Consider the following 18,470-nt stretch of genomic DNA (forward strand, 5'->3'; position numbering starts at 1 on the left):
ATCAAGTTAGTTGTAGGTGCCAACCAGGTACCGACCCTGGTCTGGCCTGTCCAGGGTCGGTCCCTGGTCTGTGTTAATATGATTCTCCCCTCACGCCTTTTTAGCGGCACTATGATTTCTACGTTTGGACGCGTTGTTGGCACTATTATTTCAATTGCCACTGTTGCGGTGATGACGCGGGCGCTGATCGGAATGTTAGGTGCAGAAGCCGGCGTGCAGGCTTATGGTGTTTATGCGGCGGTGTTGGCTTATTTATCGATAGTGGCCATTTTTGCCGATGGTGGGCTTTACCTTATTTTTACCCGTGAAGCATCACGGGACGGTGCGGACGAACGGAAAATTCTTGAAACGGCTTGGCTACTGCGTTTGGTGGCGATCATCGCAACAATCATTGTTGCGATAATTCTGGCGTTACTCTTGCCTTATCAGCACGCAATTCGTGTTGGCGTTTTGGTTGGTGTTTGGGGAATTGCTTTCCAGCTTGGTAGCCAGTTATTTATGGGGGTGTTTCAAAAAAAGTTACGGTTAATGGCACCGGCGGTGGCGGAGGTTGCCGGCCGGGCAGTTCAGCTAATTGCTGTTTTAGTTTTTGCATATCTACAACGCGGTATTTATTTCTTTTTGGTTGCCTTTGTTTTAGGGACAATCATTACTTTTTATATCAACCTGCGGGGCGCGCAAAAACTAATCAATTTTTCACTGTTTTCCCGTCCGGATTGGGCACTACTTAAAAAATTATTTTTAGAAGCATTGCCAATGGGTTTGTCATTAGTCTTGTCGGTAATCTTTTTTAAAGTAGATTCAGTGATGCTTTCGTTTATGAAACCGGCGCAAGATCTGGCCTATTACGCTTTGGCATATAAAGTGTTGGAAAGTTTGTTGTTTTTCCCGGCGATGATTGGCGGATTGCTTTTGCCGATCTTTTCCCAAGCCTCCACGGAAAAAGCGACGGGAGTGGTTCCACACTTGAAATCTTCGTTTGATATGTATTTATTTGGAGGGTTGCCTCTCGCGGCAACATTGTGGGTACTTTCCCCGAGCATTGTGCGCATTCTGGGCGGAGTTGCTTTTGATCCCGCTATACCGGCCTTACAAATCTTATCGTTGGCATTGGCGGTACTGTTTTTTGGTAATCTTTTCGGGTCGACAATTGTCGCGATCGGAAAGCAAAAACAATTAGTGTATCTGTATGGTTTTTTGGTCGTGGTGAACATTGTTCTTAATTCAATTTTCATCCCTCATTATTCGTTCATGGGCGCCGCTTGGGTGACATTGGTAACGGAAATATTGTCTACCGCAATTGCGATAATAATTCTCGCCAAATATGGTGTTTGGGGTATCGGCACAAAACGTACGTCCAAAATTATTTTGGCATTTATTGCCTTTGTTGTTTTTCTGTTTTTGCCAGGGCCCGACTATTTGCGGGTAACCAGTGGACTTGTTGCGTATGCCGTAGCACTGTTTTGGTTAAAAGCCGTGTCTTGGCGACAGGTTAAACAATGTTTAGGCATTAGACGAGACCATGTCGACGCCTAAATTATCAGTAATTATCCCGGTGTTCAACAATCTGGCGACCTTGCCGAGGATATTGGAATTGCTTGAGAAACAGAACAAAACTATGTTTCACGAAGTTGTGGCGGTCGATAACGGTTCTACGGATGGAACGCTGGCTTTCCTGTACGAACAGCAAAAAATTAAACCTGGTTATTTAAATGTTTTAGTCGAAGGCAAGCGGGGTGCCGGGTCGGCCAGAAACACCGGCGCGATGACGGCCAAGTCTCCCATCCTGCTCTTTCTTGGGGGCGATATTTTGCCAGCCGAAAATTTACTATTGCGTCATTATCAGGTGCATTTGGAAAATCCGGATCCCAAGATTGGTTGTCTTGGGTTTGTTACATGGGACCGCACTTTGCCTCCCACACCCTTTATGGTCTATTTGGAACATGGTGGTCCGCAAAATGCGTTTGGGGAAATTGCCGGCAAGAATTTTGTCGATCCACGCAAGTATTTTTACGGGTCGAATATTTCCTTGAAAAAAAAGATGTTTGAAGACGCCGGTGGTTTTGATACTGAACACTTTTCCGGGTATGGCTGGGAAGATTTGGAACTGGGCATCCGGCTTGCCGACCGGGGTTTTAAGCTTTTCTACGAACCGCAAGCGAGAGGTTGGCATAGTCATAAAGTAACACTTGAGAATGTTGAAAGACGAATGATGAATGTGGGTATGGGGTACGTGATGCTCAAGAAATTACATCCAAATGTTGAAGGTCTCGATCTTGCTATTGAGCACAAAAAGTACTGGCTACGGAGGCTGGTTTTTGGAGGCCCAATTGGTTTAGTTGTCAGTTTTTTGGCCTCTTGGTGTGAAACAAGAATCGTCGCGAAAACACTGTTTCGGCGAGCAATTTCACTCCCGTTCTACATTGGTGTTCACCAGGCGATGCAAAAGAAGGGGAAAAGTGTGGATAAGGTGAATAGTTAGAATAGTCGCAATAATGTCACTAATTGCTATGATAAATTGGCTAACAAAAGCGCAAATACCGTATTTAGTTAAGTTGTGTATTTGGCGGTCGGATTGGTTTATCACAATGTTATCCACAGAGTTGTACACAAATAGGGAACAGTTTTACATTTATGATGCAAAGATGAAAAATAAAGCCAAGGAGTTGAAATTGGTGGGGTTTGCGTTTCCTCCCTTTAACAAAGGGAGGCGGGGAGAGATTATTAATAATATGTGCAGTTATGGCTCATTACTTAATCCACCCTCGCCCTCCTTTGAATAAAGGAGGGAAACCCTATGTTATCTAAGGACACCTTTTTTGTTATTGTGCATTGGGGCAGTCAAGAGCTGACTCAAAAAGCGGTTTTGAGCGTGCAAGCTGGAGCTCAAGCGGATAATAATCAAATAGTAGTGGTTGAGAATGGAATGCCTTCAGGTGTGACTTCGGATCTTGCAAAACTAATTAGTCTGCCCTCAAACAAAGGATACGCGGGCGGTGTGAACGCAGGGATACATTACGCGCTGGAAAAAGGAGCGGAAAATATCTTAATTATGAACAATGATTTATTGTATATGGCGGGGTCGGCGGAAGCGATGCTGGCCGAGGTTAAGAAAGGCTTCGGCTGTGTTGGGGCGACTGTTTCAGAAGGTCAGAAAGAACCTACTTTGGCCGGCGGTTTTGTTGATTGGTTTCGTGGAAGAACACATTTTGTGTTCAACAAACAATCAATAAAAAAAATGCATTATGTGTCGGGGGCTTTTCTACTGATAACCAAAAAATGTTTTTTGGATGTCGGTGATATGCCGGAAGTCTATTTCCATACATGGGAGGACGTCGCCTGGGGTTTTCGGATGCGAGAGAAAGGTTGGCAATTGGGTTTTGCGGAAACACCTGTTATTCCCCATCTTGTGTCACAGTCGTTGTCGAAAAGTAAATTGAAGACTTATTATCTGGTGCGAAACGGCGCGTTGTTTGTGCGTGAATACGCGCCTTTTTGGGCGAAACTGTGGTTGATTGGTTTGGAGCCGTTACGTTTGCTGTGGGCGCGAATAAGGGGCCGAGAAGAGATTGTAAAAGCGTTGCGAGACGCAAGGAATAATTTAGGTGGGCGTCACGCACCTGCGACCACTCCCGAAGTGGCTCCGTGGGCCACTTCGGGAGTGGTTCGGGGTTCGGTTCTATCGGTCATTATCGTCACACATCAATCACAGAATGACATCGCCGCCTGTCTCAAATCGGTTCAAAAAGAATCGGTTGGATTAAAGACAGAAATTATCGTCGTTGATGCGGGGTCAACGGATGATACAAAAACTGTTGTACACCAAAGTTGTACAACGGCAAAATATATTCAACTGCGTAATGTCGGTTTTGCTTCGGCGGCAAATCTGGGCGCGTCGCAAGCAACAGGCGACATTCTCTTGTTTCTTAATCCTGATGCAATTCTTATGGATGGGGCGCTTAGTATGTTAGAACAACGTTTTGGGGGACAAAACAATATCGGTATTGTCGGTGGTTTCTTAATGTCTGCGCCGGAAACACCCGAAAAATGGCAAGCCATGCCATTTCCAAGTTTGAGGAATGTATTGTTGAGTCACTTCGGCAGATTAAATAAAACCGATTTGTTATTTCCTCAAATCCTGTACCCTGTACCCTGTACCCTGGTGCCCTGGGTGTCGGGTGGTGCTCTTAGTATAAGGAAAGAGGATTTTATCAATATCGGTGGATTCAACGAACGTTATTTCCTGTATTTTGAAGATGTGGATTTGTGCCGGAGAATGCGGGACGCGGGTTTTGGTGTTTACCTGGATCCGCAAATGCGGGTGCTTCATCAGGGAGGCAAGAGCGCCAATCAAGAACAAAGGGTGCAGGCTTATGATCGTTCGCAGGGGACATATTTTTTGGCACATCGGCCAATGTGGGAATATCTAGCGTTATCTGTTTTTCGTTTTTTCTTTAGGTCTTGGGTTGAGTTGGTTATTGGTTTGATTTTGGTGGGAATAGCAGTATTTGGGGCGACCACAAACCACTGGCTTTTGATAAGTGTTCTTGGGATTGCTGTGGTTGCGATACTGGCAACAATAAAGTGGCCACACGTCGGCTTGTGGTTGCTTGCCGGTTCAATCGTGTTTGGTCAAACGGTCCGTTTTAGCGGTGGTGCTATTAACGGCACGGTGACGGATTTTATTTTGCCATTGGTTCTTGTTGGTTTGTTTTACGCGGTTGTTGCTCGAAGGCGAGTGCCCGTCTTGGTAGATGTTGTGGTCAGGGGTTGGTGGTTACCGGTGGCAGTTCTGCCGGGAATTCTTTTGGCTTGGCAGAGATTGCCAGTACAGGATTTTGTTATTGCTTTTTCGTATTGCTTGAGATTGTTTGCGATTCTCTCGTTAATCCCATTAGTACGAGTACTGCGCGTGTCTTTTTCTTCTGCCCGCAAGACGATTCTTATGGTGGCGATAGTTTTAGTGGGGCTTGGTTTTTTGCAGTTACTGGTGTTGCCTTCCCTGCCACCCCAAGGAGATACATTTTTTTCACAACTTTTTCTTAGGTATTCCGGCGGTGGGTGGGACCCACACCAATTGCGCCTTTTTTCAACGTGGTTAGATCCAAACTTTCTAGGGATGTTTTTTGTGATGGCGCTCGCGCTGATTTTAGGCACCTGTACCGCTCCAGGAGCGGAGCAAGGTTGCTCCGCTCCTGGAGCGGTACAGAGGTTCGGCTTGATGTTGAGTGGATTAGTCGGACTTATTATTTTTACCGCCCTTGCGCTAACCCGTTCGCGGGCGTCATTCTTGGCTTTGTTTGCGATGTTGGTTGTCTATTTCATCTTTACTAAGATCAAGCGGATATTTGTGCCGGTCATTACCGTTTTGGTGTTGGCGTTGTTACTGTTCCCCGCTTTATCGGCACGTATTTTCGTTGCACCCCTGGCCGACCCCACCGTGCAGTTGCGTCTGCAATCTTGGCAACAAGCGATTTGGCATTTTGAAAATTTCCCCCTGTTTGGGATGGGATACAACGCTTATGGAGTTGAGCAAATGGCTTCGGGAAACGTGATGAACCAAAATATTCATTCCTTGGCTGGGACCGACAATTTTACTTTGTTAGTTCTTGCAACCGTAGGCATATGGGGTGTGGTGATTTTATTGTTTGGAATGAGTCGATTTGTTGCCGGACTAATTGCGGGTGCTCGCCAAAATCAAACGGAAGCCTTAAGTGTTTTGTTGGTTTTGATCGCTTTATTTGCGCACGCACAATTTATTCAAAGTTTTACGTATATACATTTGTTGTTGCCCGTTGCGCTTTTGATTGGCACGAATAAAAGAACATGATTACGCTCTTTCCGGCAATCCTGATCTTTATGGCTTGTTTTTTATTCGCGCTCACCCGACCTAAAATCGCGATTTATTTACCGCTTGTATTTAGCTCGGCGTATTTGGTAAAAGCGCAGATTTTCGGGCTACCATCCACCCTATTGGAAATAATTTTAGTAGCGGTTTTGTTGGGCGTGTGGGTGGAATTTGTGATTAACCATCGTACCGATCCCGGAACGGAGCAACCTTGCTCCGTTCCGGGATCGGTACGGGTAGTAAGCAGATCGACCATAATCTTTTGCGGATTGTTTTTGATTGGAGCGACCATATCTGCTTTAATCGCGCCACACCCGTATACGGCTTGGGGATATTGGAAAGCGATGGTGGTAGAGCCAATCCTTTACGCGTTAACGCTGTTTTTTCTCGTTGAAAAGGAAAAAAGGGCGGAGGGTATTGTTAGAGCGTTATTGCTTGGCGGGCTTGTAAGCGTGATTCTTTCGTTGTTTACGATGGGTTTTGGCGTCGATTTTGGGCGTTTTAAGGGGATTTACGATGTACCGAACTCGTTGGCGCTAATTGTTGCACCGTTATGTGCGATGAGTTTGGTTGGTAGTTTATTGAGTTGGCGTGGGAGGTTCGGTTTACCGGCGACCGATCCAGGAACGGAGCAAGGTTGCTCCGTTCCTGGATCGGTACGGTTGGTTGCGCGACATAAATTAGTATTTGCATTATTAGCAGTAGTTTTTGGTTCAGTTTTAATTGCGACGCAATCTTTGGCAGGCATAATCGCCGTAGCAATTGCCGTATTGGTCATAATTTTAATGGAAAATAAAGGATGGAAAGGATTTTTAGTGATCGCACTCTTGATTGTTTTGGGTTTAGGATTACAAATATCAACCGGAAAACTATCTCATTTATTTAATCAACAATCGTCGTCGTTTATTGCCCGTGAACAGATTTGGTATACGGCGTCTAGAATGATCAAACAGCATCCGATTCTGGGAACAGGACTAGGAACATTTGAACCAAGCTATCAAGATGAATTAAGAAGGTTTTCCAATTTTGACTTAATATCTCCTCTCGAGTGGGTCGTGCGTGATCCGCACAATGTGGTTTTATCTTTCTGGTTAAATACGGGCTTACTTGGGCTCGGCGCGATGGTTGTTTTGTTGGTGTTGGCTCTAAAAAGATTGATCGTCGCGCTTAAAGAAACGCATGATCAATATCGGATAATGTTTGGTGTGGCGTTGCTGACGCTAATCATCTTCGGCCTATTCGACGTCCCCTACTGGAAAAACGACCTGGCGCTGATTTGGTGGGTTTATTTACTTTGACCGTTACCGAATTTTGGGTTTTTAAGTTCCTCGGCAAACTGCGGGTGAATAGTGTTCAATATAACCCACGAAATTAGTGCTATCACAAGGCCAAGGATCGACCTTGTAATAATCTGTTTTCCTTCTTCGGCAAATTTCGCATTACCGGACGCGGCGAAGTAATAGAATGAACCAATAGCGATGTATATAGCGGCCGCAAGCACGCAAAGCCCAACTCCAAGTTGAAGAAGGGCCTGTGTGAGACCAAGCATATCATCAGCATTTTTTATAGGTTTATTGAGGTCGTCGCTACTGGTTGCCGCCAAACTTGTACCTATTATGCTAAAAAATAGAAATGTTATTAGAAGGATTCCATAAAATAGTTTTCGGTCACGGATGGTGAAATTCATATTAAAATAATTTTACCACATAGTTCTTAGTAACCAAAATAACTTTTTATATTTATCCAGGTACCCTGAATAATTTCATTTGCCGTTGTGGCGGGGTTATTTGTTATGTCTTGGAATAGTTTGGAGTAGCCTCCTACATAGTAATCCCAATTTTGTTGATAATAAACAATAAGAATTATCATTATTATCACACAGAGAATAATTAGTAAGATTACAAAAATAACCGGCAGACTAGCCGCGCCGACATAAGCAAGAACCTGTAATGTGGCGGACACTAAGGCACGGCCGGCGGTTTGCACTAGTTGTGAACCTGCTGTTTTAACGGCCGAACTCGCTACTGTTTTTGCGGCTTGGCCGGCTACTTGTGTTGTCGCGCTTCCGGCTTCAGTTGCAGCGGATTTTGCCAAGCCTTGTTTAATCTGTTGAGTTCCTTGGCGAAGGGCAAAATTTCGAAGCTCGGAGCGATTTCTTTTTTGGCGTTCTTCCTCTTCTCGGGCCCCTATTTCCTCTTCGTTTGGTTCTTCTTGGCCGGACAGACTATCGATTGGGGACATTACTTTATTCTACAGGTACTTCACTGACGGGTTCGATAACACCGGTTCCCATATTGGAGCTATCCATATCGTCTTGCGCCATTTCTTTACGCGCTGCCTCAATTTCCAAAACCTGGCGAGGATCACTGGTGATGATCTGATCTTCCGCGTAAGAGGCCACGATTTTAATGGCAACGTGTTTTAGCCCTGCAAAAAACAGGCCTTCCCCCACATCACTCTCGAGCAACAGATACTTCTCTCCTTCCGTTAGATAGAAAGTGTCGGCAATAAGGTCGATAGCGGCCGGCGATTGGCGCAATAAAATCTGAATACTGGAGTTGGTAACGATCGGCTTGCCATAGCGTGATGTTAAGAAGTCGGTGATGTCCTGGGTAATCGTGGTAACGCCTAAATAGTATTTGCGGGCACGCTTGGCGATGCCGAATAAGAACTGGGCCGATTCTTCGTGTTGCATCAGTACCCACGCTTCGTCGATTACCAGAATGCGCTTTTTCATGTTGGCGCGGATGCGCTTCCAAATAAACTGTAAAACCACGTACATGGCCATGGGGCGCAATTGTTCTTCCATATCGCGTAAGTTGAACACAACCAGCTGTGATCCAAGATCAATATTGGTTGCGCGGTTGAACACGCCAGCATACGTTCCTGTAACGAATTGTTGAATACGCAGGGCCAAATCTTTCCCGCCGTCCATATCTTTTAGAATGTTGTAGAAATCTTCCAAGGTCGGTGCTTCAATGTTGAATGTTCGACTTTGCGGGGTGATATCTTTGAGAGCATAAGTTTCCCAGACAGCCTGGTCGACGATAGACTTCTCTTCCGCGGAGAGGCCGTCCGCCATAATTCCGATTAGACCGGTGATGTGAGTAATGGTTTCACGCAAAACGTCTTCCGGATTATCGTCGTCGCGCAACGGCGGTAAATCAAACGGATTGATGCGATGTTCGGAAGAAATAGAAATACGCAAGAAAGTGCCACCGGTAGCTTGTGCCAAGTAGCGGTATTCGTTTTCCGGGTCGATAGCGATCACGTCGATGCCGAACATCATACTGCGCAAAATTTCCAATTTAACGGTATAGCTTTTTCCGGCACCGGACTTGGCGAAGATCACCGAGTTGGCGTTTTCCATCGAAAAGCGATCGAAGATGATCAGGGAGTTATTGTGGCGGTTGATGCCGTAAAGAATACCGGTGTTGGAAGTAAGGTCGGAGCTGACAAACGGGAAAGTGGTGGAAATGGGGGATGTATTCATATTCGTGTTCACTTGCAGAACATCGTGACCAATTGGCAGAGTGGACACAAAACCCTGCTCCATCTGATAAATAGCCGGTTTTACGTAAATTAGTTTTGCTTCCAAAACCCCTTCGATTCTGGCAACGGCATCGTCCAACTCTTTCTTATCCTTGCCGTGAACCGTGAAGTAGATACCTAACTTGAAAAACTTTTCCGTGCCTTGGATAAGACGGTCACGCAGTTCTTCGATGTCTTGGTAGGCGGTTTCCAACATCGGATCGCGTACTTGGCCCTTCTCTTGCGCCATCGCAATGGAAGCTTGCACTTGGGCTACTTTCTTCTTGAGATTTTTGAGGATTGTGCCGGAATCAAGCGGGTACATGAACATGGATATATCAAGCTCAACATCCATATTGATAATTGGCGCCAACCAAGTTGATTGCAGGAAGCGCGGATAAGTGAAGGTAAACAATGTTGCCACAAACTCCCCGGATAGTTCCACAAAACGCGGAGTAATGTTTAATACGGACGGCGCGATAATATCGCGCAGTGTGGCCACACCTTCGCGAAAAATCTTTTCGTGTTGTTCAAGTTTCTGTTTTTGTTGACGCAAAACAGCGGATTGTTTGCTCGTATCGGGTTTTTTAGAGAAGAGAGGCATGGAGTTTGTGTTGGTTTAAGTTCGTCTTTGCGAGGCCTTTCAAGGCCGAAGCAATCTCTCGCGTCACGAAACTGAAGGGATTGCTTCGCTTCGCTCGCAATGACTGGCGGGTGTTCATACGTCTCGTGATTGCCGCTCTTGATAAAGTCTCTGCGCTTCTTCGAGATCGGGGGCTTGTTTGGTAAAGTTTTTTGAATTATTGTCCGGTTCATTGGACGCGATTTCCGCGATTGTTTCCGGTTTGGCGTCCTCAATATCTAAGTCCTCAATGTAGGGCAATCTTTGGTTGCGAGACGTGTCCGGATTATAAAGCGTATAGAAAAGTTCGATAATTTCCTGGGTGTTCATCGGCACTAAACGCACACCAAGATTACGAAGGTTACCGGCCACTTGGTCCACACGCTGCCAAAGTTGGTCTTTGTAGCGTTCAAATTCGGTTTGGTTGTAGGCGGAGAGGCCACCACGAATTTTTAGCCCCTTAAAAAACTTAGAGAAGCTCCCCTCCTCTTTCACCTGGGAAACACCAAAAGGAATGATGATGTAGAAATTCTTGGTCATCACATTGCTTACTTTTACCAATTCTTTGATATATTCCTTGTATTCTTGCAGTTGAATTTTCATTAGTTCGCTGTTCTGTCCTTCTTCACGCAGGTCTAGCTCTTTTAAGTAGGGTTTGATATCAATTTGGCGGGAGGTTACCAAGACTTGGATAGGAAAGGAGATGGAATTAATGAAATCTTGGTAACCGAAAATAATGGCGTCCTGTTCTTGTTCACTTTTGAGAGCAAAGTTGAGACTGCTGGCCATGAGGATGGCACGGAACGAACCGTCACGGAGAATTACAACACCATCGCGAATTTCCGCAATGTCGAGATATTGCTGTGCGGAATACTTACTTTTCTTTTTCGGGGTGAGATTTGTGTTTGCCATTTCTACTAAGGGTACAGGGTACAGGGTACAGGAAATTAAGGACGCAGTCCACTGATTATTTTATATAACATACGAATAATTTCTTCATTTAGGTTGTATAAAATGTTCATTTCATTTTCGGAAATGTAGCTTAGATCTCTTGAAAGAAGAAGGAAGGTTTCTAGCTCCGAAGCCGAACCAAGTGCAACTGATAGGAAGTACGCATATTCTTTTGTTGATCTTCTGTATCCTTCGGCAATATTGGTTGGCACTGAATAAGCGGCGCGGCGCATTTGACTTGTCATTCCATACATTTCCTCTCTTGGAAATTTTTTTGTGGCTATATAGATAGCCTTGGTCAGTTCAAAAGATTTTTGCCAAACGATGAGTTCTTTATGTGATCGCATGTGTCATTCGTTAGTAATCCTGTACCCTGTCCCCTGATCCCTGTACCCTCATCAGAAGCCCGCAGGAGCCTCAGCATCCTCGTTCACTGTGTGCCCCGAAGTATCAAGAATGCGAGCTAGTTTTTGAATGCGTGTTCCGTCAAAGGACTTCTTGATTGGCGCGCCAGGAGTATTTTTCCTTTCTTCTTTGGCTAATGCTTCTTTTTTGAGCGTGATGGTCTCGGCTTCCCAGCGTCTTTCCCAAATGAATTGCTTGCCAGTGAAGAAAAAATGGACGATGGAATACATATACCAAGTGAAGGAACGGCCGTTAATTTTGTAAAAGGCCAAGAGAATGGTGAAGATAAGAATTGGTATTGCCAGAATGATTGTTGCTTGCGGTGGCAGTGGCGAGACCCACAAGGCACCAATAATCAAAAAGGCCACGATGAACATGACAAATTGTTTGGTGTCTAAGGGGCCAAATATTTTGTCTTCAACATCGACGAATTGGGGAACTTGGTATTGTTGGGGCACGGGGGTGGGTTTAATATTTACCTGATTGAGTTATTTTTATGTTTCTTAATGTGTAGTAAGTCGGGAACAAGATTTGTATATTGTATTTAGTATATGGTATATGAAGTGCACAAAGTTTTCTCTTCCCCATATACTATATACCAAATACAATATACAAAAATGTTATTCAGGACGCGATACTACTGGTGGTGTTGGAGGTAATTTGCTTGGCAGTGGTTCAGGTGACTTTCGCAGATCCACAACATTTCTCGACGGCTTATTGGCAACTATTTGGGTTGATTGATCTTCCGGTTCCAGATCCCCTGCCCAGTCACCCATTGAGGTTGTTGGTTTGCCCGGAACAGCTGTAGCTTCAATCGTAGCCCGTTTTTGTTCGAGTGATTCCAACGGGCGTCCGGCTAGAGGTTGACGCGGAGCGGAAGTTTTCGTTGGTACGGCGCCTACACGGTGTTTTTTTTCGTAAAGCTGGGAAATTTGGAAATAATTTGGGGCGATAAGTTCCTTGGTCAGTTTGGAAGCAATATTTTGGGCGATCGCATCCGTTGTGCCGAGCTTGTTTTTTAATTCCTGCGTGAGATTGCCGGAAGTGATATTACCCAAAGCGATCTCGCGAATCGTGCGGGCGATATCGGAAATCTGATCTTCACTTAAACCATTTTCATCGCCAAGCAGGTAAATTAGAGAAGACGTTGTTTCTGCCCAGAGTGTTTGGCGGACATTTTCCGGCAGGTCGGACATAACGTCCGGATTGATAATGTTGGGGTCCACTCCGATGGGGTTGGCTTTAAGAAACAGCCACCAACTCGCTCGTTCTTCTTCTGTTTGTTTAGATAATGCCATAAATATATTTCACGGATTAATTCTGTTTATACTTGGACGCTCATTGTTGCGATTGAACCAGGGTATTTGTATGTTATTATTTGTGCATTTTGATTTTTCTCGCATAAGCAACGGTTGCATCTCTCTTTGGGTTGAAGCTTGTATCAAGTTCCATTTCGGCAATTTTTGCGGAAACGGCTTTCGCAAGTTCTTTGTCGGACGAAGAGGCGGCGGCCATTACTTGCGCTTGGCTTAATATATCATTACTTCCTGCATACCCCATGGCTTTCTTAAATTCACCAGCATCTGTTTTGGCAAAATCCTCAGGCTTCATTTTCTTGTAAGCTTCTACGACCTTGTTTTGTATTTCGGGGTCTTTGTCATTGGGGTTCATAGCTCTGATGGCCGCTTCCGGTGAACTCTTTGTCCATGCTTTTTCATATTTCTGACGAGCGGCGGAAGATTTTGGAATACGGTCTAGAATTTCTTTGCTAAAGTCTCCTTTAATTTTTTTGCTTGCATCTTCTTTAACTTTACCAAGTGATTCGTTTTCCATTAATTGCATAGCCGCAGCCGCTCCTTCTGCGCCTCCAGCATGCATTTTGGCTCTTAGGGTGTCATCATCCATACCCTTCATATCTTTTTGGTTTTCCGCTACTGCTTTGTTGTAGACGGCATCGCTTGCTGACTTGCTACCGAAAATACCGGCACCAAATTGAGCAGATCTGCCAGTTTTTGCGCTTGCAAGTTGGCCCGCACGTCGACTTGCCCAACCCTCTTTAACACCGGAATAAAGCCCAGTAGCACTTATTCCTGTCTTGTTTCGACCGTAATTTAGAGCCGCCTTTCCTACCAACTGTGCCGGCGCAACCGCCGCTCGGGCGGTGCCTTTGGTTACTTTTTGCGCGAAACCAATGGCGGCGCCGGCGCCAAGAATTCCGGCGGCACGCGCCACAACAATAGACATGATAATAAACAAGGAAACAAAGAACATATTGGCGAAGTTAAATAAGAAACCCAACTGATCGCCACCTGTTGAATCGTTGCCATAGATTAATTCTTGGAAGATTCCTTTGGAACCCGTATTGCCTCCCATCCCCATATCCACCATTCTAATAGCTAGTACCAGTAAAAAAATTACAACCGGAAGGAAAAAGGTGTATTGAATAAACTTTGTCCACCATTGTTTGGCATAGCTTTCTGCTTGAGGCACAATGCCGAGAGCAAACGGGACGGGAGCCAGCACCAAAAGCACTACCAAAATACCCACGCGTACACCCAGCATAAGGGCCAGCGTGATCATTGAAACACAAAACATCCCGATAAAAATTATTCGAATGAACCCTGAAAAGATGGTAGAAAAATTAGCTTGAGTCATTCCGTCACCTGTAAATTTTAGCTGTCCTTGTAAACCGCCCGTACGCATGGGGAACGCGATAGTGCCAATTAATTTGCTCGAGGAAAGGGTGATAGCGTCTGCAATGAAGCTTGATTTTGTTAGGGCCAAACTTAATCTGGAAGAGGGAGTACCTTCGGATCCAAATGTGGCCATATCACCACATTTTGCATTACCGCCGAGTCCTTGAATAGCCGTGGTGCACATCACATTGGCTACTTGGATGAAAGAACCGGCAATTACCAGGCTGAAATTTACCAGGAGGGCGGAAATAATTAATTTTGGCAGAAGACGTCGCATACCGTATTGTTCCAAACCAACAATGGTCGAGAAAGCGATTGCCAAAAGCACGAGAATATAGACAAAATTGAGCATATCGCGTGTAAACTTCCAAAATTCTTGGATTGTTTTTGAACCCGCTAAATTATTAACAGCAAGGAAAAGGTCGATAAATTGCCCTGCTACTTGCAGTAGCATCATCAAAACAGCCATCACCATATAGTTCACTAGGTCCACAATAAGCAAAACTGCGTTCATTAAAAAACCAACTACGGGAAATGTTGCGTTTTCAAGCCCCCGTTTCGCAAAGAGCGCAATAGCACTAGAAATAAAACTAGCACCAGAAGCAAGAGGTGCTTGCGCTTGTACTGTTTGTATTGAAAAAAATAATACTGCCGTAGATGCCAAAATTAAAAACAGAACCAGTAAGGTTTTTTTATGAGATATTAGTGATGAAAAAAATAATTTCATCACGATTAGGGGATGTAGATTAGAAATTTTTGGCCGGCAGTATTACGAACATCTTCGATTATGGCGGAATAAACCCCTTTTAGTGAGTTGCGATTTTTTATTGCCCAAACACACTGGGTGGGGGTTGGAAACTGGCTCGTGCTAATGGTTGTTGGGCCGTTACTTGTCGTACCGGAGACGTTATATAAAGAAGATGCATCCAAGTAGTAGGATTGCCATTGTTCGTTTGGTTGCGCTAACGGCAGACCAAGAAGTACCGCGGCGCCCTTGGCTTCGTCTGAAGAAATCGCGGGAACCTTATTCGCGCAAGTTGTCGCGAAGGTGTTGTTTTGGGTTGGAATATCTTGGAGTGAGCCGGGTAAACCGCCTGTTCCCCCGCTTCCACTACCACCCCCACTACCTCCTCCGCTCCCCCCGGTGCCTCCCCCGCCACCAAACAAATCACCGATTGCATTGTTATATCCGTTTTGTCCGAATAAATCTTGCATGCCCGGTGTTGTGCCACCAAAAAAATTACCGGCGTTCGAGTGTATCGCGTTTTGATTGTTTACTGCGTTAGTAACCATCGCAAGCCCTTGGGCAAGAAATGGCTCCATCGCAATTTGATCATACATTGGCGGGGAATTAAGGTTCCACCCTATGTCTTTTGCGTTTTCCGCTAAACCTTCGTTTGTTAGTTTAGGGTAGGAAACTGATTTAACTTGCTTTAATTTTTCGCGGGTGCCGTTAGCGCGTGGCATACTGAGCGCAGGATCCGAGTCTGCCACTGACGACGTGCCACCTGGCACAATCTCGGCCGCCACTTGCATCGACAGTGTGGTATCCGCTTTTGCTTTAACCAAGCTGGCAGGAATACCAATGGCATTTTTAGATGTGTCCGGTGTCGGCTTTTCGTCTGTCGCGGCCAATACCGATCCTGTTCCACGGACAGTAGAAGCACCTCGAGTAGTGCCGGGATTAGGACTTGCATTGGTACCGTATTTTTCTTCATCAATAAGTTTTGGCAGGTTGCTGGAATTGGTCGCTATTTGCATAGTATCGCTTACTTGTTGTTTTACGTCCTGCAATTCCGCCCTGGCGAGCATTTCTCTTCCCATTGGGTTTTTAAGAGGATTTAAACTCATTTCCATTAATGTTGCCCACGTGAACTTATCGTCTTGGCCACTTTGTAGGTCGGTTGCTTCTTGGTGTAATGAAGTAGTGCTATCAGCAGGGCTGTTTAGCTGAAACATTTGTGGTAAGGCGATAAATTTGTAATAATCCAGCTCTTCCTGTGGAACCTGACTTTTTCCCCACGATTCCAGTGTGTTGGGCATTTTTGTCTCACGGCCGGTGCCACTCAAATCGATACCCATGACGCCTTCCAGGGCGCGAAAAATTGGAGCAAAGTAGGCGTTGTAGGGATTGTAAATTGATCTGGTTCCTTGCCACTGAACCTTTGTGCTGTCCGGTTCGGCAACAGCGCCTCCCGCGCGCCATTCTTGTAATGTTCTTAATACAAAATCCCACGGAATGTTGGCTTCGGCTTTCCGTGTTGTTGAGATTGCAAAAACACACACAACAATAATGCCAATGAAAAGCAATTTGAGATTGATAACCTTACCGCGACGCATTTCCTGTTTCATTAGGGCAAAGTGATGATCCGTCGGAGTTTGACGGGCCGTAAATCAATTCATTGTTGCGACAGACCAAAAATGACAAAATTGAGCGAACTTCTTCCGCGTATGCGCGTTGGGCCAATTGTTGGCGGTAAAAGGCGTCGCCGTTATCGGAGGTAACCTGACGCACCATAATGCGTGGCAGGTTACTGCGTTCCTGTGTTTCCGGTTGCGCCGATGGCCCGGGAGTCGGTAAACCGCCTCGCGTAGCAATGTAGTTACCAACTATTTCGTCAGAGTAGATGCGGGCCGGATTGGAAGGGTTATAACTAGTTGATGGCGGTGATGGAGGGGTATAGGGGTCGGGGGAGTTTGGTGCTTCCACGTAATCCGCTTGGTTAAGCGCGGCCAAGAAATTATAGAAGACTTGTTGTTGCCCTTTATCGGTATAGAACATGGCATGCGGATCGGCGAGAGCGGGGGTGGCGAGGCTGAAGAAAAGAAACACTATTGAAAATAGAAATGCGAGGCGTCTAAGAGTCTTAGTCGCATAAGGGTACAGGGGGCAGGGTACAGGATGTAGAATGTTTTTTGTTTTTTTCTTTTGCATACACTAAGGGCAGAGTAAGTATACAACACTGACGAATTCTGTGGTATCGGTCGGTTCGTCGTCAACGCTAACCCACACCACCTCCGAAGAAGTCCATCCCCCTTCGCACAAGGCTACGGAGGGACAAAGAGCGTGGACCACTTCGGAGGTGAACACGACGATTCGTAGCGTGAGTCTTATTTCTCAAAGGTCCGTCGCTAAAACAACATTTTTAAGCGCGGAATAATTAAGAGAAACTAAAGTCTGATTTTCAATACCGATTTTTTTTCCGCGCGAACGCAAGTTGGTAACATCTCGATTAGTGGGTGTGACCTTAACCTCATAGGCAGTTTTATCATTGGCGATAAAATCAATTTCCGACTCCCCTTCTTGATCAGAATAAGTAAGGTTGTTTTCTATCCTCAAAATCTGAAAAATGCTCTGTTCAAGAAGCTGTCCTTCCGAAATTTTCCCCAAAAAGTTTGCCATACCGCAGTCACAAAAATAAACCTTTTTTCTGCCGGACACTTTTACATCGGCATTCCGACTAAACCTGGGCAACAGGGTGATAAAAAACGTTTGCTCAAGAAAATTTAAATAATTGTTAACGGTTACCCGGGTAAGTTCCATTTCCGATGCCAGTTTGGAAACGTCCAGTTTTGATCCGACTCTCGAAGCAAGAAGAAGAATTAAATCACGTACTTTGGCAATTTCTTTAAAATCGGAAAGGTTTTTAACGTCTCGTTCGAAATACGATTGGAATATATCTGAAAGGTACAATTTTTTTCGTTCCGGATTTTCCTCAACCACAACACCCGGAAATCCACCAAATTCCAGATATTCCCGATAATAAGGAATCAGCTTTTGATAGTTGATTTTGTTTTTTGCTTGTGAAAGCCGTTTTACTCCTTTAAAATTGAGAAACTCGGAATAATTTAAGGGATAAATCTCATATACAATCTTTCGGCCCGCCATGCTTTCGGAAAATAGATTTTTTAAATAAAAACTGCTTGATCCTGTGAGAAAAAACTTGACGTTGTAATGATCGTACAGATATTTTATCGCGGAAGAAACGCCTTGAAGGTTTTGAATTTCATCGAGAAAAAGATAAGCCAATTTTTTATTATTTATTCCAAACGGCAAAAGGTTTTGCCAAATCGCGTCATAATTTTCCTCTTCAAAAATTTTGCGGTGCAGAGGGTTTTCCAAATCAAGCATCACTTTATTTTCCGACGTAACTTTATCAAAAAGATATTTTAAGGCCGTTGTCTTTCCAACACGGCGCATTCCCGTCAAAACGATTATTTCTTTCGTAGTAAGCTCTTTTTCGAGCTTGCTTATTATCGGACGAATAATAGTATTCATATAGTCACTATACAGATACCGGCGGTATTTGTATAGTGGTAACTAAGTAACCCCTCACAGGTTAAGGAAATTACGCACCACCAGGGTTGAACCTTGGACAAGCTTGTCCAAGGTTCAACCCTGATTAACTAATCTATG

Annotated in this window: 15 protein-coding genes; 4 read left to right on the top strand and 11 right to left on the bottom strand. The window is 44.9% G+C overall.

The annotated features are described in order from the left end of the window. The first annotated feature begins 111 nt into the window (after positions 1-111). The 4 genes from Q7S57_01080 (at position 112) to Q7S57_01095 (ending at position 7,146) form a co-directional block, all read left to right on the top strand. On the top strand, positions 112-1,536 hold the full coding sequence (locus tag Q7S57_01080) for a flippase (protein MDO8511838.1): 1,425 nt from the start codon (positions 112-114) through the stop codon (positions 1,534-1,536). After that, the gene (locus tag Q7S57_01085) at positions 1,523-2,482 is read left to right on the top strand and encodes a glycosyltransferase (GenBank protein ID MDO8511839.1); all 960 of its coding nucleotides are present in this window, start codon (positions 1,523-1,525) and stop codon (positions 2,480-2,482) included. Before Q7S57_01080 ends, Q7S57_01085 begins: the two co-directional genes overlap by 14 nt. 315 nt (positions 2,483-2,797) lie before the next feature. Beyond that, a complete protein-coding gene (locus Q7S57_01090; GenBank protein MDO8511840.1) occupies positions 2,798-5,830 on the top strand; it encodes a glycosyltransferase in 3,033 nt (1,010 codons plus the stop codon). Continuing rightward, positions 5,827-7,146 (top strand): O-antigen ligase family protein, encoded by a 1,320-nt coding sequence (locus tag Q7S57_01095; GenBank protein ID MDO8511841.1) that lies wholly within the window; start codon positions 5,827-5,829, stop codon positions 7,144-7,146. Before Q7S57_01090 ends, Q7S57_01095 begins: the two co-directional genes overlap by 4 nt. Here Q7S57_01095 and Q7S57_01100 read toward each other — a convergent pair. The 11 genes from Q7S57_01100 to Q7S57_01150 form a co-directional block, all read right to left on the bottom strand. Continuing rightward, entirely contained in the window at positions 7,134-7,535 is a 402-nt protein-coding gene (locus tag Q7S57_01100) for a hypothetical protein (protein MDO8511842.1), read from the bottom strand. The genes Q7S57_01095 and Q7S57_01100 overlap by 13 nt on opposite strands. A 26-nt stretch (positions 7,536-7,561) precedes the next feature. After that, positions 7,562-8,089 (bottom strand): hypothetical protein, encoded by a 528-nt coding sequence (locus Q7S57_01105; protein ID MDO8511843.1) that lies wholly within the window; start codon positions 8,087-8,089, stop codon positions 7,562-7,564. A 4-nt stretch (positions 8,090-8,093) separates the two neighbouring features. After that, on the bottom strand, positions 8,094-9,983 hold the full coding sequence (locus tag Q7S57_01110; protein ID MDO8511844.1) for an ATP-binding protein: 1,890 nt from the start codon (positions 9,981-9,983) through the stop codon (positions 8,094-8,096). A 114-nt stretch (positions 9,984-10,097) separates the two neighbouring features. After that, a complete protein-coding gene (locus tag Q7S57_01115; GenBank protein ID MDO8511845.1) occupies positions 10,098-10,913 on the bottom strand; it encodes a hypothetical protein in 816 nt (271 codons plus the stop codon). A 35-nt stretch (positions 10,914-10,948) separates the two neighbouring features. Beyond that, on the bottom strand, positions 10,949-11,299 hold the full coding sequence (locus Q7S57_01120) for a four helix bundle protein (protein ID MDO8511846.1): 351 nt from the start codon (positions 11,297-11,299) through the stop codon (positions 10,949-10,951). 51 nt (positions 11,300-11,350) lie between these two features. Beyond that, positions 11,351-11,815: a PrgI family protein gene (locus Q7S57_01125; protein MDO8511847.1), complete on the bottom strand. Its 465-nt coding sequence runs from the start codon at positions 11,813-11,815 to the stop codon at positions 11,351-11,353. 162 nt (positions 11,816-11,977) lie between these two features. Continuing rightward, positions 11,978-12,655, bottom strand: coding sequence for a hypothetical protein (locus Q7S57_01130; GenBank protein ID MDO8511848.1), 678 nt, complete (start codon positions 12,653-12,655; stop codon positions 11,978-11,980). A 76-nt stretch (positions 12,656-12,731) separates the two neighbouring features. Beyond that, positions 12,732-14,780: a hypothetical protein gene (locus tag Q7S57_01135; GenBank protein ID MDO8511849.1), complete on the bottom strand. Its 2,049-nt coding sequence runs from the start codon at positions 14,778-14,780 to the stop codon at positions 12,732-12,734. A gap of 5 nt (positions 14,781-14,785) precedes the next feature. Continuing rightward, positions 14,786-16,405: a hypothetical protein gene (locus tag Q7S57_01140; protein ID MDO8511850.1), complete on the bottom strand. Its 1,620-nt coding sequence runs from the start codon at positions 16,403-16,405 to the stop codon at positions 14,786-14,788. Next, the gene (locus Q7S57_01145; protein ID MDO8511851.1) at positions 16,380-16,988 is read right to left on the bottom strand and encodes a hypothetical protein; all 609 of its coding nucleotides are present in this window, start codon (positions 16,986-16,988) and stop codon (positions 16,380-16,382) included. The genes Q7S57_01140 and Q7S57_01145 overlap by 26 nt, the downstream gene beginning before the upstream one ends. A gap of 183 nt (positions 16,989-17,171) precedes the next feature. Then, a complete protein-coding gene (locus Q7S57_01150) occupies positions 17,172-18,332 on the bottom strand; it encodes an ATP-binding protein (GenBank protein ID MDO8511852.1) in 1,161 nt (386 codons plus the stop codon). Between the last annotated feature and the right edge of the window lie 138 nt (positions 18,333-18,470).

It is taken from the genome of bacterium (assembly GCA_030647555.1).
Taxonomy (GTDB): Bacteria; Patescibacteriota; Andersenbacteria; order UBA10190; family CAIZMI01; genus CAIZMI01.